Source organism: Allobaculum sp. JKK-2023 (genome assembly GCF_034745455.1).
Classification (GTDB): Bacteria; Bacillota_I; Bacilli_A; order Erysipelotrichales; family Erysipelotrichaceae; genus Allobaculum.
Window position 1 is genome coordinate 1,144,019 of sequence record NZ_JAYERV010000003.1, and the last position, 16,344, is coordinate 1,160,362.

The window sequence follows — 16,344 nt, forward strand, 5'->3', positions numbered from 1 at the left end:
GATCAGACAATGAAAAATTAACGTTTGCTGAACTGTGGTGCGCGGCGTGCTTTTTTAAGACCGTATTTCTTACGTTCTTTAGCACGTGGGTCACGAGTTACATAACCGGCTGCTTTTAACACTGGACGGTAATCTTCAGAAGCGTTCATGAGGGCACGAGTGATACCATGACGGATGGCACCAGCCTGGCCTGTGTAGCCGCCGCCCTGTACGTTTACGAGTACGTCGAACTGATCGAGAGTATTCGTAAGTTCAAGAGGGCTGCGTACTTCCATCTGAAGGACTTCAGATGGCATGTATTCTTTCAGTTCTTTACCGTTGACTACGATTTTCCCTGTTCCATTTGGACGAAGGAAGACACGGGCAACGGCTTCTTTACGACGTCCGGTACCGAGATACTGAACAAAGTTTTCTTTTTTTGCCATTTCCTATTCTCCTATCCTTTTACCTTGAGTTCTACAGGCTTCTGAGCCATGTGTGGATGTTCTGGACCTGCATAAACAAGAACGTGTTTACGCTGAACATCACCAAGACGAGTGTGAGGGAGCATTCCCTGAACAGCTCTGCGAACCCATTCAACAGGGTATTTTTCCTTCATTTCTTTGGCAGTACGAACACGTAATCCACCATAGTATCCGGAATGGTTGTAATACTTTTCAGTGTTAAGTTTGTTACCAGTCATTTCGACCTTATCAGCATTGATAATAATTACATAATCTCCACAATCCACGTTTGGAGTATATGAAGGTTTATGTTTACCGCGCAGAACGTGTGCTGCAGTTGTAGCAAGACGACCAAGAGTCTGGCCTTCGCCATCAATTACATACCAAGTGCGTTCTACTTCAGCAGGTTTTGCCATTGTTGTCTGACGCATGATTCGCTTCCTCCGTTTCAATGAGCGTTACCGGGGCTCAAAGGCTTGGATACAGCCACGGAATATCTTAGCCAAACAAGCGCCGGATGTCAATCCAGGATGCTGTTTGCGCGCCTTCTTTTTTTGTCGACCATCACATTTGCGATTTGAAAGAAGATTTGGTTTTGCGGCTTTATCCATCGGTAATCTTTTCTTTTGTATTCATCAGTTTCCAGGGTGGGCCGCCTGGAATAGATCCCTTTTTCAATCCGATCAGATGTTACACGCTTTCAGGCGTGTCATCCTGATTAGAGATCTTTTCGATTGTAATAAATTTTTCGCAGAAATCAAAACAATTCTGCTTCTTTTTTCAAAAAAATTATCAGGGGTTCATCTTGCCTGAAGCGTTTGAAAAAGCAGCCGCAATTCGATGGCTTTTAACCGTAATTTTTCCCTATTTTGACAATTTCGCCAGGCAGGTTCCAGATGGTTTTCAGATGTTTTTCATCCAATTGCCTTATTTTCATCGATTGTCAGATTGAATGGGGTTCTGCTTCTTTGTGGTCAGCCTGAACATAAGCTATCTGTTCATGAGCCGCCTCTTGATGTTATTGATGTTCTTGATGATCGGCCTCATCGTTCTCCTTATCCACGCCCATGGCCTTGGCCAGATCCAGAGTAAGTTTCGGGAGTTCTTCAGGATAGCCGACTTCAATCAGATACAGGCCTTTAGCGGGAGCATTGAACCGGCAGGCGTTTTTGTCTTTGGCCTTTAAGATGCGTTTCAGCTCAGCCAGATCAATCTGGCCTGTGCCCACCGCAATTAAGGCTGCGCTCATCATCCGCACCTGATAGCGCAAAAAGCCATTACCCTTAAAGACAAGGCGGACATCTTTGCCTTCTTCTTTGACTTCAATGCTGGTGATGGTCTTCACGCGAGGTTTGCGCGGATCAATCTGCGCATTACAGAACGAAGTAAAGTCATGGGTTCCTTCGAGAATTTTGGTGCCCTGGCGCATCTTCTCCAGGTCCATTGGGCGGTAGACATAGGTTTTATAAGGCTCTGTAAAGGGGTTGTCTCTTTCGGTGGTGATCACGTATTCATAATGCTTCGAGCAGGCTGAAAAGCGGGCATGGAACCGATCGGGAACCTGCTCAACTTTCTGGATCCGGATGTCTTTAGGAAGCAGAGTATTTAAAGCCATGTAGTAGCCGTATTCAGAAATGTTGTCCGGTCCATCAAAATGAAAAACCTGCCCCAGCGCGTGCACACCGGCATCTGTACGGCCGGCAGCCGTGATGGCAGCAGGTTGATGGATCACTTTTTCAAGGGCTTCTTCAATCACGGACTGAATGCCTTTTGAATTGATCTGTTTCTGAAATCCGGCATAACGATGGCCATCGTAAGCAACAGTCACTTTATACCGCATTGTATTTTCTCCTATAACCAGGCAATCGCAATATCGATGCCAAGAACTAAAAACGCAAGGGCCAGACCGATATAGTCCACGTTGGTCATCTTCAGCGTTTTATACCGTGTACGCGGGCGGGATGGATCATAGCCTCTCGCTTCCATTGCGTTGGCCAGCTGATCAGCTCTGTCAAAAGCAGAAACGAACAGCGGAACGATCAGGGAAAGAATAGCACTGATCTTTTCTTTGAGCGTACCATTCTGCATATCAACGCCACGCGAAGCCTGGGCGTTCATAATTCGATTGGTCTCATCAATCAGGGTTGGAATAAATCGTAAGGCAATCGAGATCATCATCGCAATGACATGCGCTGGCAATCCGATTTTTTCAAATGGCTTGAGCAGCTTTTCAATTCCTAATGTCAGATCCAGCGGTTTGGTTGTTGCCGTCAGAATCGTACACAGAATGATCATCAGCGTCAGACGGATGATGATATAGGCAGTCTGAACCAGGGCGTCGGAATAAACTTTAAACCACCCCCACGCAAATAACAGAGTTCCCGTATGCATCACCAGCACATTGATGACCAGCAGGAAAACCATCATCAGAAGCATCGGCTTCAAGGCGCGCATCGCAAAGGAAAGCGAAAGCTTGGACAGGTATAAAGCCAGGATGATAAAGGCCACAATGGGCAGATAGCCCCAGAAGCCAGCTGGAATAAAGACCGCAATCATCAGGATAAACAAAATGAGAATCTTGGCGCGCGGGTCCATCCGGTTGACGACCGAGTTCATGGGCAGATAGCGGCCTAAAGCAATATTATTCATGCCCATTCACCTGTCTTTCTACTTCTCTGGCCAGTTCGTCTAGCGAATAGGTATCTGGATTGATCTGGAAGCCTTTGTTGCGAAGCATTTCTTTGAGTTTGACAATTCCAGGCGGATTGATATTGATCTCACGAAGAATTTCTGGATGCTTGAAAAACTCGTGGACAGGCATCTGGGATTTAACCTGACCATCGGCCATGACGATCACTTCATCGCAATACTCCAAAACATGTTCCATATCATGGCTGACCAGCAAGATCGTCTTGCCGGCTTCTTTATTCAGGCGCATGAACAGACTCATCATCTCTTTGGCAGATTGTGGGTCCAGGCCAGCAGCCGGCTCATCAAGAACCAGAATATCCGGGTCCTGCACCAGGATGCCCGCAATAGCTACCCGGCGTTTCTGGCCGCCAGAAAGTTCAAATGGCGAACGTTCCAAATAACTTTCATCCAGGCCGACCAGCGGCAGGACTTCTCTGATTCGCTTTTCGGTCTCTTCTTCCGAGACGCCAAAGTTTTTTGGGCCAAAAGCAATGTCTTTGGCAATTGTTTCTTCAAAGAGCTGGTACTCCGGAAACTGGAACACCAGGCCGACTTTCTTGCGCAGCATCTTGGCATCTTTAAGCTTTGTATCGGGAGTGATATGAAAACCTTCGATCTCAATACTTCCGTATGTTGGCTTTAACAGCGCATTGAGATGCTGGACAAGCGTTGATTTTCCAGATCCAGTCTGGCCGATAATCGCGGTGACTTTTCCTTCGGGAATTTCCAGGTTGATGCCTTTGAGGGCCTTGTGTTCAAACGGAGTGCCTGGCGAATAGGTGTATTCTAAGTCGTTTATTTTGATGGACATAACTCCTCCACAAGATCTTCTGTTGTAAGCACTGGCGGCAGATTGAGGCCGGCTTGATTGAATGCTCTGGCTGCCTTTAAGGCAAAGGGCAGCTCGAGCCGCAGGCGATTCATCAGCTGGTCATTCAGGAACACTTCTTCGGGCTTGCCAACCGCTGCAATGCTTCCCTTATCAAGAACGATCACCTGTTCGGCCTGCGCCGCTTCTTCCATATCATGGGTGATCGAAAGAATGGTGATGTTCTTTTCTTCATTGAGGCAGCGGATCTGGGCATTGACACTGGCTTTTCCCTGCGGATCCAGCATGCTGGTGGACTCATCAAAAATGATGATGTCCGGCGCCATGGCCAGGATGCCAGCAATCGCCACACGCTGTTTCTGGCCGCCGGAAAGGTTGGTCGGTTCCGCATCCAGATAGGCACTCATTCCAACTTTAGCGGCACTTTCTTCGATAATACTTTGCATCTGTTCAGTCGGGACGCAATGGTTTTCCAGACCGAATGCGATGTCATCGGCTACTGTAGAACCGATAAACTGGTTATCCGGGTTCTGGAATACAATTCCAACATGATCCCGGACTTCAGAGAGAGTTTCATCCGTCAAAGGTGTGCCAAGAACCTGAATGGTTCCAGAACCTGCTTCCAGCAGACCGATGATCAGTTTGGCCAGGGTGGATTTCCCCGAACCGTTATGACCGACGATCGCTGTATAGCTGCCTTGAGGGATCGATAAGGAAATATCCTTTAAAACCGGTGTCTCGCCATCATACGAAAACGAGAGGCGATCTAATGCAATGGCTTCCATATTCTCCGCCTTTCCAAATATCTTATGTATTATACAAAATGATTGCCGCCATCCATCATATAGCCTGCATTGCTCCATGATTTTCCTTTTTTCAAAGGGCTTTCAGCAATTTTCTGTCTGTTTTGAGCACTCACGAAAAAAGAACCTGAGCGCTTATTCTAGCTTAGGTTCTTGATTAGGCCCAAGTCGATCAATCGTGCAGACTGATTGTTATTCTGCACATCTCTTTTGGGCTTCTGAATCCGTTCTTTCGGTTTCTGACTTGCCTTTTGGTTTCTGTCCTAACGAATCCAGGTGATGCGGCTTTCATCAAAACGTTCGACCACTTTGCTTTCACGGGCTGGATGGCCAACTGGAATCAGGGCGTAAGGTTCAACGCTCTCATCCAACTTTAGAAGGTTTGCCATACTCTCCATTCTGTCTTTAAGCGGCGCCACTCCAAGGCAGACTGCGCCAAGATTCTGGGCTGTTACTTCCAGAAGCATGTTTTCAATGCAGATTCCCATATCAATGGCATTGTAGGGCGGGCATGTATTTTCCTTGCGGCAGATCACGGCAAGCAATACAGGGGCATTGGCCGCGAAGTGCGAATAGGGCGAAATCTCAGACAGTTGTTTTTTAAGCTCTGGGTTGGTGATTACGATAAACTGCCAGGGCTGCGAGTTCATTGCGGAAGGCGCCTGCATGCCAGCTTTGAGAATATTGAGGATCTGTTCATCACTGACCGGTTCATTGGTCCACTGACGGACAGAGGTGCGTTTAAAAATTGGATTGGTTTCAGTCATCATTTTCTTCCTTTCCATCCATGAAGCCATAGAAGATCTCCGATCTTCTGATCTTTGCCTCATGAATCAGGATCTATTATCCTGAACTGACTTCACTACTTTCATTATAAAATTGTGCATCCAATTCTCTGCCGAAGAGACCTAAATCACTGCATCATCATCTTCTTCTATCCGCCAGCAAGCTCAACCAAGAAAAAAAGGGATTGCTTATTCAAAAGCAAATCCCAGATAAGTCGAATTGGTGCTGACCAGCAGCGATTTGAGCAGCTCGTCAAATTCTTCAATTTCTTTGCGGTCTTTTGGGCCACGGATCATGGCATCCAGCACTTTGGTATCGTTTTCGTACGTGCTTGAATAGCCAGCATCTGCCAGAGCTTTCTGGAATTCTTCTGCTTTCGATGGATCCACTAAGAAAGACAGTGTAACAGCGGCATCATCATCCAGTTCATTCCATTCACCAAGATCCTGATCCAGGTATTCTTCATCCCCAGCCGGGTACGCAGTTGGAACTTCATCTTCGGTGTCTTCGTCGGCTTCGTTATCCATTAAGTAAGCATCCAGCTCATCCATTTTCGCGTTGTGTTTTTCAATCAGACGATAAATGGCATAGCAGGCAGCTGCAATGGCCGCAAAGGCAGCCAGGACTTTTAATACTTTCTCCAGTGCTTTCATCCTTATTCCTCCAGACTGATTCAGGCTTCAGACTCTTCGGCCGGTTTCTCTTCCGTTTCAGGTATTTCAGCGGCTTCGGCCGGCTTCTCTTCTTCTGGAGCAGCTGGTTTTTCTTCAGACTGTGCAGGCAGGTCCTGTTCAACCGGGGCAATCGCTGGTACACTCTCTACTTCTTCAGGCTTTGCAGGCGCTTCTGTAACTGGATTGACTTCTCCTTCTGGGGCAATCGCTGGCAGCGATTCTTCTTCTGGAGCCGTTTCCTGTACAGGAGGCTGGTAAGCTTCAGGTTCTTCTTCATACAGATCATCAAGAACCAGATCTTCTTCATCCGTTTTCTTGTCTTCAGTCAGTTTTTTTAACCCTTCAAGAATCAGGCCGGCCGCTCCAATCACCAGAGCGCCTTTTAACAGAAATTTAAACATGCTGCTTCTTCCTCCTTGTCAATGCAATCCCATCTCCCATCTCCAGGATCTCGGTTTCAAAGTCATCCAGAGATTCCAGAAACGTACGATAGCGCTGCAGTCTTTTGATCAGACCTTTTGTATGGCGGTTATTTGTCCGCTCTGGATGCTGGACCAGACCATGAAAGAACATGTTGTCTGAAACCACCACCCCATCCTCACTCAGATACGGAGTGTAGCGTTCAAAAAACCGTTGGTACTGGCCTTTTGCCGCATCGATAAAGATCAGATCATAGGATTCTTTGGGAATCTCTGTCTCTAAAGCATCCCCTTCAATGAGCAGAACCCGATCCTCCAGTCCGGCTTTACGAATGTTTTCACGGGCAAGGGCTGCCATTTCCGGGTCTTTTTCAATCGTCACGACATGCAGGTCTTCAACAGTCATCGCTGCAGTGATGGCTGTCCGGCCGATTGCCGTTCCGATTTCCAGAAACCATTTTGGTTTGAGACTTTTGAGCAGTGACTCCATGTATTCCATCGAATCTGCCTGCAAAATGGGAACGAGATGTACAATTCCATAGCGTGTCAGCTCGTCAAACGTATTCATAAAATGATGGTATCACAAAACGAGTTCACACGGTTTTCAGACCCCTGAAGTCTGGGCAGAGTGCATGAAAGAACCAGATTCTTACCTCTTCACAAGCAGTGATAGGGGGTATTCTTTCCTGTATTTCATCTAATACGGCAAGGAAACCCCATAGCTTGCTGTGGGGAGGAATTGCCACCGGCACTTTCTGTTCGATATTTAGAACGCTGCTTTTTGCTTATCAATAAGCCATCCATTCGATGACTCAAGCCTTTTTAATTTCTTCCATGAAGCAGAAGCGGATACCGTAGTCCCATCAAGCATTCGGATATCAAAGTATCCTGACGCTCTTTTTCCAAAGATAAAGCATTCCGTTTTCTGGTATCTGATCTTATCGAACAGCTGGAATCCCATAATGACCTTTGCTGACTGGTTCAGTTTTCTGATGCCGCCTTTAGAAGGATTTAATTTATGGATCTGTCGGTTATGACATCTCACTTTCCTGCTAAAAAAGACGATTTGAGCAGGTCTTGCTTCTGGATGGCCTGCGATGCATCTTGCATCAACGTAGTGCTCTTTGGGAAGCTCATGCTTAAGACGTTCTGCTTTGGTCAGATATCCGAATGTTTCTTCTACAGGAATGGGAGCAAATTCTGCCTGTGTTCTTTCCAGCAGAGTCTTTCGCATGGTCCCCATAAAAGCCGCATCCGCAAATGAAGCCGGCTTAAGAATCTTATCTGGAAGTTTGATCTTCCCTTTATGGTATTCCTGATGACAGTGTTTACAGAGTGTAATCAGATTTTCCGGACGGTTGTCGCCGCCATCTTTTCTTTGGTGAATATGATGGACCTGCAGTTTGTTGTCTTTGGATTCTCCTTTGCAGCACTGGCAGGTATATCGATCCCGGTACAGTACATAGTCTTTGACATTGAACCAGTCCTTCATTTCACCATTCTGGTAATCTTTGCCTTCAGGAAGTTTTGCTCCTGCAAGCTGTGCTTTCAGTTTCTGGGTATCAAAAGAGGCTGACTCTATCACGATCTTTGAAACCGGCAGGATCTTTGTCACTTTCCGGATGACATTTAAATGGCATGTAATCTTTTGTTCCACAGAAGGCGCCAGCCATCCTTTGTGTTTTGAATGCACCCGGTGGTTATATCTTGGCTTTCGATATCTTGTCTTGCGGTTTCTTCTTGTTCTTCTCGCCGCTCTTCTTGCGGTCAGTTTTTTAGACACATCGGTTCTCAACTGCGCATCTTCTGCATAGAGTTCTTTTTCGTCAGTACAGGCAGACAATCCAATATGTTTGGATCCTGCGTCTACGCCTAATGTGATCGGTTGAACCACGTGCGTATCAGGTTCATATAAAAGCTGGATGGTAAAAGGAGTTCTCTTTACGACTTTGGCTTTCTTTGCTTTTAAGAGTCTGCGGACCTTTCCGCATCGTCTGGTCGGCATCAATGGATTGCCATCAATGTCCAGAACATAGGTCAAAGCTTCCGGCATTACAGATGCCTCCTTTCTGTAAATAAACCAGCCCGAAGGCTGTAAGGTGTCCTTCGCCAATGTTGTAAATGCTTTTTACGCTCAAACTCACCGCCTGTTACCCCGAACAGGCTTTTAAAGCAGAACCACAGAGCTTAAGACTAGAACGATATCCTAAAGGTGTGATGACATAAACAACGTAGTTCGTATCGTCCGAAGAAAATATTCACCAAGGCTACTTACAGACAACAGCCGAAGCTGTCCTGTCAAGCAACAGGGGTGTATTTCAACCCCCATGGCTTGCCATGGGGTCTGTGAGTGTTTTTCCTTCCTTTCTGACCAGGTGAGTCCTGATGATTGTCTTGCAGGACACATTTCTTCTGAGCCCAAATTCAACATCTCATATCGTGCCGATCAATGCTTACGAGCATAGTCTTCACGAAATGCGCGAATGAATTCCAGATCCTTTTTCTGATCGTCAGTCAATTCAAGATGGTATTCCTCTTTCAACAAGGCACACTTCTCTTCCAGATTCATCGGATCTCGCAACATCAAATCCAGCATCTTGAGGGCGCCTGCGTAATGCCCATGTTCCGGGCTGCCAAGATTGATCAGAATCATACGATTCAGATTTCCGATTCGTTCCACGCTCTCCTGATCATCCGATGGACAGTAATGGAGCGCCATCGCGCGGGCGACAGTATTCTCTTCAACTTCCATAGGATCAATACAGATCCAGAGTGAATACTGCGCATGGTCCAGATCTCCGATGTAAACAGGTTCACCAGTCGCCAGGTCGATTTTGTCAGATCCCTGCATTCCTCTGCTAAAGGAATAGTCGAAGGTATAGACGGCGTGTGAATCAATAAAGATTCTGACATCCACCAGTTCATCTGAGTCTGGCGCCTTGAGAATGCATTCGACGCCATAGTAACCAAGCTCTTCGCCGAGTTCGCCATGATAGGTCAGGTATGGCTTGCCAATGAGGCAGTTGTTGATGATCTCACTTTCTGTACAGTCGCAGAAGGGAGCCACATACTTTTTGATGAGTTTTGGCAGGACTGCCGGATCAGACAGAAGCCGGATTGAGGCCGCGTCGACGCGCGCCTGCGGCGTTGTTTTTGGATCCAGCATTTCCTGGTCCTGAGTTGTAGTGTTTGCTTCGATTTTCATATTTTTCTCCTTCGGTGCAAGAATCATCGATGGACATGCTTTTCAGAAAGACAAGAGACCTTTCTTGAACGTCGTCAATGTCCTGCAGACCAATACTCATGAATAGCGAGTAACCAATGGAAGTGATAGATGGTTATCTTTACCATTCACTTCCATATACGCGGTTTTCAAATCTGTGTCGCAAAAACAGGTGAATTTTTTAAAAATTTTTGAACCGCAAATTTTCTCGACTATCGCCAGACTCAACGGATTTGCGATATTCTTCAAACAGGTCTTTGCGAAGCATCATCCACTCTTGACGATCCATTGACCATTCATGACCAGACGTCCTTATCGGCCTCATATCCGGCTGATTTGGGCATCTTTTCACCGATTTGTTCCATTATTCATCAATGGTAAAAAGCGTTTAGAAAGGCTTATGACAAAGAAATTTGAGAATTGGAAGAGAGGAAAAGAGCTGGAATAAGAAAAAGGAAAGGAGTCAGATCTGATCCTGTCTCACTGCCGCCAAAGCAGACAACACCTGGCCCATCACGACCAGAAGAAGCTGGCTCCAGAAATCTCAGGCAAAAGGACTGCCAAGAGCAGCCGAGCGAAAAAACGCTGGCTGGATATCCGGTCAGCATTCAAAAGTGCATTAAAAAAAGCAGGAAGGGATTTTCCTTCCTGCCTGATTGCTTCATGTATTGATTGAATTACTTCACGAATTCAACGATTGCCATTGGAGCAGCGTCTCCACGACGGATACGTGTTTTAACTACACGAGTGTATCCACCGTTGCGATCTTTATAAGCTGGACCAATTTCGTTGAAGAGCTTCTGTAAAGCAGTGGTTCCATCTTCGTCAACTTCAACGTTGCGAACGAATGCAGCAGCCTGACGGCGTGCGTGCAGATCGCCACGTTTTGCGAGAGTGACAAGACGATCCATCACTGAACTGAGCTCTTTCGCTTTCATTTCAGTGGTTTCCATGCTGCCGTTTTCGATCAGGGAAGTAGCCATGTTACGAAGCAGGGCTTTTCGATGATCGGAAGTGCGGCCAAGTTTACGGTTTTTCATCTTCGACTCCTATGCGTTTTCTCCACCGGATCTGAAGTGCAGACCCAGAGAGTAGATTTTGTCTTTAATTTCCTGCAGCGATTTCTTACCAAGGTTGCGAACATGCTGCATTTCATATTCAGTCTTCTGGCACAGTTCGTCGACCGTGGAAATACCGGCACGTTTCAGACAGTTGTAAGAACGTACGGAAAGTTCGAGATCTTCAATCATTTTAGATTTCAGAGAAGCATCACGTTCTTTCGTGGTTTCCTCTTCAGCTTCCTGAGCATTCCTCATGATGAAGTCTGCTTCAGTGATGATTGACAGGTGATCTCGAAGAATTTTCGATGCGATCGAAAGTGTTTCAGATGGTTTCAGGGTTCCATCTGTGTCAATTTCCATGGTCAGTACATCGTATGGTTTTCCGTCCTCGTTGAATTTCTGAACGGAATGGTAAGCTACGCGTTTTACTGGGGAAAACAGAGAGTCTGTATAAATCACACCCAGAGGTGCGCTGTCGCCAGACTGTCTGTGTTTATTGATTTCCGAGCCGACATAGCCGCGGCCAAGTTTGGCCTGCATTTCCATGGTGAAATCTTTGCCGGCGGAAAGCGTACAGATCGGCAGATCCGGATTGAGCACTTCAACTCCCTCCGGACACTTGATATCCTTCGCAGTAACAACGCAAGGTCCTGTTTCATGAATGCGCAATGTGTAAATATTGTTGTCACTGATATTGATTTTTAAAATGAGCTGTTTCAGGTTGAGGATGATGGTTGCCACATCTTCGGCAACGCCTTCAATTCCTGTAAACTCGTGATATACATCATCAATACGAATGCTGAAAACAGCACCGCCTGGAATGGCTGAGAGCAGTACTCGTCTCAGTGCATTGCCCAGGGTGATTCCGAACTGATCGGGAAGGGGCGCCATCTCAAATTTTCCGGAAGTCTGGTTTTCTTCCAGGGTGGTGATTTCGTATTGTGTCATCTGCCGTACCTCCTTATTGTCCCAAAAAACTGAAGAACTGGTCTCCTGTTAATTGTTATTTCCTTTACAGTTTAACAAGTAATCAGGAAATTAGCCGCGTGGCCGCTTAGGCGGACGGCATCCGTTATGTGGGATTGGTGTTACGTCATTGATCATAGTGATATCCAGACCTGCTACCTGCAGAGCACGGACAGCGGCTTCACGTCCAGGACCTGGACCTTTCACCTCAACTGCCACGGATTTCATTCCATGATCCATTGCAGCTTTACCAGCTGCTTCTGCTGCCATCTGGGCAGCGTAAGGAGTGCTTTTACGACTTCCTTTGAATCCAAGAGCACCAGCGGAGCTCCAGGAAATGGCGTTTCCGCCTTCGTCAGTAATTGTTACGATCGTGTTGTTAAAAGTAGAATGGATGTGAGCCATACCTCTGGCAACATTCTTTTTAACGCGACGTTTTCTGACCTGCTGCTGTTTCTTTGCCATATTAGTATTTCACCTGTCCTTTCTACTTCTTCTTATTCGCTACTGTTTTAGCTTTTCCCTTACGGGTTCTTGCGTTTGTTTTGGTTCTCTGTCCACGAACAGGGAGACCTTTACGATGACGGATACCTCTGTAGCATCCGATTTCCATCAGACGTTTGATGTTGAGCTGAACTTCACGACGAAGGTCACCTTCAACTTTGATCTGGTCAACTGCTTTACGCAGAGCGTTTAACTGTTCTTCGGTTAAGTCTTTAACACGAATGTCACCGTTAACGCCTGTGTCTTTCAGAATCTTTTCGGCAGTTGAATTGCCGATTCCATAAATATAGGTTAAGGCAATGACAGTCCGTTTGTTATTTGGAATGTCAACTCCTGCGATACGGGCCATTTGTTCCTCCTGTTGTTAATCCTTTAATTAACCCTGTCTCTGTTTATGTTTTGGGTTTTCACAAATTACCATGACTCTGCCTTTACGACGGATAACACGGCATTTATCACAGATGGGTTTCACGGATGGTCTTACTTTCATGTGTGTTTACCCCTTTCGATTTTCACGTATTCAACCTGCTAAAATCCCCTCAGGACTGAACGTATTTTAGCAGAAACGTGACAGTCTGCTTGGCACGATCTACCACCATGTGGCAGAATTCCCTGTTGGGCACTGACCGCGGGCCAGACGGCGAGGGAAAAGTTTCCCATTTGCTATTAAAGCAAATTCGGAACCTTGAATACAAGCAAATTGCGCCTAGATAGTATAGACGCAATTTGTTTTGCATGCAAGCATTCTTTTTCGAACTTTTATTTACCCAAAGCTTCCGTGATCTGAGCCCAGATTGTCTCAAAATCATTGTCCGCATTGATGGCTGCTACTTTATCCTGTTCACCATAGTAATCAATAACAGGCTGTGTCATCCGGGTATATTCACCAAGTCTGGTCTTCAGGCTTTCTTCATTGTCGTCAGCTCTTGCGCTTAACGCAGATCCGCAGTTGTCGCACACATTTTCAACAGCTGTCGGCTTGAAATAAATATTGTAGATTTCTCCACATTTCGGGCAAGTACGACGACCAAGAATTCGTTTCTTCAAAACATCATGGGGCACATCCATGAACAGGATCTGATCCACTTCGTTTGCGGTTCCTTTGGTCGCTTCGTCAAATGCTTTTGCCTGTTCGAGTGTTCTTGGATAACCATCTAACAGATATCCATTTACGCCTTCAGGCAAGTTTTCCAGCGTATCCAACACCAGACGGTTAACCAGATCATCAGGGACCAGCAAACCTTTATCCATGTAGGATTTTGCTTCCTGGCCAAGTGCAGTATTCTCAGAGATATTTTTGCGGAAAATATCACCAGTCGAAATGTGAGCCAGACTGTAGTTGTCTTTCAGACGGCTGCTGAATGTGCCTTTTCCTGAACCTGGGGCACCCATAATTAAAAGATTCATATTTCCTCCATTTTTCAGTCTTTGCCAGAACCAGTTATAATTGGATTCTGGCCAGAATCTCTTTGCTTCATACAAGCCATGTTCTTTGTGACAGACCCGAGAGCTTTCGAACCTAAGGCGTTCACAGAAGATTGAGCAGTTATGGTTCGCATGAATTTTAGCGCGGACCTGTTTATTCAACGCTTCCCCACACTCCAGATCAACTCTTTTTCTTTTGAATCGTCCATACCGCTTTCACAATCCGATTGATATTACTTTTGATTTTTCAGTTCTTCAGATCCAGTTTTAAGGCAGGCAGTCTCTTCTCAGACTGACTTATCGATCGGGTTATCCAGTTTCTTCGTTTCGTCACTTTTTCTCTTCTTCACTGCTTCTCTTATATATAGATAAGGATTAAGTATATACATCAACCTGATCTATACATAAGCATGGCTGGACCTATGAAACTGGCCGGCCCATCCTTAAAAAGCCGATTTCTGGGTTCCGTTCAAAGGTCTGACAGGTTTTCTCTTCCCTGTTCGTAAAAATCCAGTGATCTTGTCAATTTGCAGCTGGAACCGATCTGACCTTTCGTTTTGAGTACTTGTAGAATCCCTTTAGAATCCCTTCTTGTCAGGAGGGATTCGGGCATTGAATTCAGACCATTCAGCCGTATAGAGCATAGAAATCTGTTGGTGCCAGGATAAAAAGGACAATTGGACTGAATCGTCGTGAATCCGTCCAGATCCGTTCATAAAGTATCCAATCCGGGCATTCCGCGACGTTCCAGCCGTTATAGGCCCCATTTTCGTAAAGAATACATAAAAGTCTGTCCAGCTTTCCAAAGGGCTTAACACGCCTGCATTTTGACCAGGATCCAGACCACCAGAGTTTTTCGGGAACAATAGAGCTGACTGCATCCGTGAGACTCTCGCCGGACGGTTCTGGCGTTGATAGAACAGCCCAGCTGATCCGTATTCACAATTCATCATTCACACCGAAATTCATGCCGAAATGAATACCGATCTAAATATCCGATATAAATATTAGGAAGAAATGATTGCGCAGGCGGCTATACCCAGACCGCTTCTGCCCTTGAAAGCATGATTCAAAAACAAAAAGAAATTGAACCTGTCAGGGGGAAAGAAAACAGACAGGTTCCACCTGTTGTCATTTTCCATCAGATGGCGCCATTTTTACAAGCCCAAAAAAGAACATAAAAAAATCCATACCGGTATTTACCGATATGGATGTGAAGTCGATCAATTAGTCAAAGTCGTAATACTTCTTGTACGCCTTCTGGGTAATCAGACCCTGCACCTGACGAACAGTTTCAATCGCTACACCAACAACGATGATCATTCCGGTACCGCCAAGCGCCATGCTTGTTGGCATTTCCGGCCAGAGCAAAGGCATCAGATGCGGCAGAACCGCGATCAGTGCCAGGGCACCTGCCCCCAGAACAGTAATTCTGGATAATGCTTTATTGATGTAGGTTTCAGTCTGTTTCCCTGGTCTTACACTTGGAATATACGCGCCGGATTTACCGAGATTTTCGGCTGCCTGTTCCGGGTTAATCTGCATCTTCGCATAGAAGAATGTAAACAGAATAATCAGGATGACATAAATCGCAACGGAATACCAGGTTTTCAGACCCAGCCACTGCTGCATCGTCTGATACCAGCTCTGGTTGCTCGCAAAGAAGCTGGCGACCTGAATAGGAGCCATCATCAATGAGGAAGCAAAAATGACTGGAATAACGGATGCAGAGTTGATCTTTAAGGGCAGATAGTTCATTTTCGAGTTCTTAGCCAGCGACATCGAACTGGATGTGTACTGGATCGGAATACGAAGTTCTGCGGTGTTGATCAGCGTGACGAAAACGATGATCAGCAGGTAGATCAGAATGTAAGCTGCAAATACCCATCCACCATTTGGATGGTCTGCACCAACAAGACTGGTCCACGCGGCACTAAACTGCTGGGGCATACGGCCTACGATTCCTGCCATGATGACCATGGATACACCATTACCAATTCCCTTTGCGGAAATCTGGTCACCAATCCAGACAAGGAACATCGATCCAGCCGTAAAGATCATAGAGGTATACAGCAGACGGGCAGTGTTTAAGCCCCCGATGAATAATCCACTGTACATATGGCTGAAGCTGTAACTGATGGAGAAGGACTGTACAAATCCGAAAACTACAGCCAGATAACGGGTATACTGGTCGAGTTTTTTACGGCCGTTGGCCCCGGATTTTGACAGTTCGGTCAGAGATGGAATAACATCCATGCTCAAAAGCTGAATGATGATGGATGCAGTGATATATGGAGTGACCCCGATCGCAAATACGGAGAACTGTTCCAGGCCACCGCCTCCAAGCAGGCTCATCATCGCAAATAAGCTGTTATTTTCCAGACTGCCTACCAGACCTTCTGTGTTTACGCCCGGGACGGTAATTGCGCAACCCAGACGATAAACAAGAAAGGCAAAGAGAGTGAACAGGATTCTCTTGCGAATATCCTTGTTCGTCCACATTGCCTTAATTGCATGCAT

18 protein-coding genes and 1 pseudogene are annotated in these 16,344 nt (G+C 46.1%); all 19 read right to left on the bottom strand.

Annotated features, from left to right (window positions below; genetic code table 11):
- Positions 1 to 17: 17 nt before the first annotated feature.
- The 19 genes and pseudogenes from rpsI to secY all read right to left on the bottom strand — a co-directional run bounded on the left by rpsI (position 18) and on the right by secY (position 16,344).
- Positions 18 to 425, bottom strand: coding sequence for a 30S ribosomal protein S9 (rpsI, locus tag U4956_RS04560; RefSeq protein ID WP_323089328.1), 408 nt, complete (start codon positions 423 to 425; stop codon positions 18 to 20).
- An 11-nt stretch (positions 426 to 436) separates the two neighbouring features.
- Complete coding sequence (gene rplM, locus U4956_RS04565) at positions 437 to 874, bottom strand: 50S ribosomal protein L13 (RefSeq protein WP_323089330.1); 438 nt, start codon at positions 872 to 874, stop codon at positions 437 to 439.
- Between the two features lie 587 nt (positions 875 to 1,461).
- Positions 1,462 to 2,283 (bottom strand): tRNA pseudouridine(38-40) synthase TruA, encoded by an 822-nt coding sequence (gene truA, locus U4956_RS04570; RefSeq protein WP_323089332.1) that lies wholly within the window; start codon positions 2,281 to 2,283, stop codon positions 1,462 to 1,464.
- 11 nt (positions 2,284 to 2,294) lie between these two features.
- Positions 2,295 to 3,092, bottom strand: coding sequence for an energy-coupling factor transporter transmembrane component T family protein (locus U4956_RS04575; RefSeq protein WP_323091449.1), 798 nt, complete (start codon positions 3,090 to 3,092; stop codon positions 2,295 to 2,297).
- Positions 3,085 to 3,945, bottom strand: a complete 861-nt coding sequence (locus tag U4956_RS04580; RefSeq protein WP_323089334.1) for an energy-coupling factor transporter ATPase — start codon at positions 3,943 to 3,945, stop codon at positions 3,085 to 3,087. Before U4956_RS04580 ends, U4956_RS04575 begins: the two co-directional genes overlap by 8 nt.
- Positions 3,930 to 4,748 carry an energy-coupling factor transporter ATPase gene (locus U4956_RS04585; RefSeq protein WP_323089336.1) on the bottom strand — a complete coding sequence of 273 codons (819 nt, stop codon included), beginning with the start codon at positions 4,746 to 4,748 and terminating at the stop codon, positions 3,930 to 3,932. Before U4956_RS04585 ends, U4956_RS04580 begins: the two co-directional genes overlap by 16 nt.
- A gap of 281 nt (positions 4,749 to 5,029) precedes the next feature.
- Complete coding sequence (locus tag U4956_RS04590) at positions 5,030 to 5,563, bottom strand: nitroreductase family protein (protein WP_323089338.1); 534 nt, start codon at positions 5,561 to 5,563, stop codon at positions 5,030 to 5,032.
- A gap of 177 nt (positions 5,564 to 5,740) precedes the next feature.
- Complete coding sequence (locus tag U4956_RS04595; RefSeq protein ID WP_323089340.1) at positions 5,741 to 6,205, bottom strand: hypothetical protein; 465 nt, start codon at positions 6,203 to 6,205, stop codon at positions 5,741 to 5,743.
- 20 nt (positions 6,206 to 6,225) lie between these two features.
- The gene (locus U4956_RS04600) at positions 6,226 to 6,627 is read right to left on the bottom strand and encodes a hypothetical protein (RefSeq protein WP_323089342.1); all 402 of its coding nucleotides are present in this window, start codon (positions 6,625 to 6,627) and stop codon (positions 6,226 to 6,228) included.
- Positions 6,620 to 7,213: an O-methyltransferase gene (locus U4956_RS04605; RefSeq protein ID WP_323089343.1), complete on the bottom strand. Its 594-nt coding sequence runs from the start codon at positions 7,211 to 7,213 to the stop codon at positions 6,620 to 6,622. Before U4956_RS04605 ends, U4956_RS04600 begins: the two co-directional genes overlap by 8 nt.
- Positions 7,214 to 7,411: 198 nt before the next feature.
- Positions 7,412 to 8,698 carry an RNA-guided endonuclease IscB gene (iscB, locus tag U4956_RS04610; protein ID WP_323089344.1) on the bottom strand — a complete coding sequence of 429 codons (1,287 nt, stop codon included), beginning with the start codon at positions 8,696 to 8,698 and terminating at the stop codon, positions 7,412 to 7,414.
- A 393-nt stretch (positions 8,699 to 9,091) separates the two neighbouring features.
- Positions 9,092 to 9,850, bottom strand: a complete 759-nt coding sequence (locus U4956_RS04615) for a hypothetical protein (protein WP_323089345.1) — start codon at positions 9,848 to 9,850, stop codon at positions 9,092 to 9,094.
- Between the two features lie 695 nt (positions 9,851 to 10,545).
- Entirely contained in the window at positions 10,546 to 10,908 is a 363-nt protein-coding gene (rplQ, locus tag U4956_RS04620; RefSeq protein WP_323089346.1) for a 50S ribosomal protein L17, read from the bottom strand.
- A 9-nt stretch (positions 10,909 to 10,917) separates the two neighbouring features.
- Positions 10,918 to 11,880, bottom strand: a pseudogene (locus tag U4956_RS04625) (DNA-directed RNA polymerase subunit alpha); the annotation flags it as partial.
- Between the two features lie 87 nt (positions 11,881 to 11,967).
- The gene (gene rpsK / locus U4956_RS04630; RefSeq protein ID WP_323089347.1) at positions 11,968 to 12,360 is read right to left on the bottom strand and encodes a 30S ribosomal protein S11; all 393 of its coding nucleotides are present in this window, start codon (positions 12,358 to 12,360) and stop codon (positions 11,968 to 11,970) included.
- A 22-nt stretch (positions 12,361 to 12,382) separates the two neighbouring features.
- Positions 12,383 to 12,748, bottom strand: a complete 366-nt coding sequence (gene rpsM / locus U4956_RS04635) for a 30S ribosomal protein S13 (protein ID WP_323089348.1) — start codon at positions 12,746 to 12,748, stop codon at positions 12,383 to 12,385.
- Positions 12,749 to 12,775: 27 nt separating this feature from the next.
- On the bottom strand, positions 12,776 to 12,889 hold the full coding sequence (rpmJ, locus tag U4956_RS04640) for a 50S ribosomal protein L36 (protein ID WP_075819078.1): 114 nt from the start codon (positions 12,887 to 12,889) through the stop codon (positions 12,776 to 12,778).
- 269 nt (positions 12,890 to 13,158) lie between these two features.
- Entirely contained in the window at positions 13,159 to 13,806 is a 648-nt protein-coding gene (locus U4956_RS04645) for an adenylate kinase (RefSeq protein ID WP_323089351.1), read from the bottom strand.
- A 1,245-nt stretch (positions 13,807 to 15,051) separates the two neighbouring features.
- Positions 15,052 to 16,344: a preprotein translocase subunit SecY gene (secY, locus tag U4956_RS04650; RefSeq protein ID WP_323089353.1), complete on the bottom strand. Its 1,293-nt coding sequence runs from the start codon at positions 16,342 to 16,344 to the stop codon at positions 15,052 to 15,054.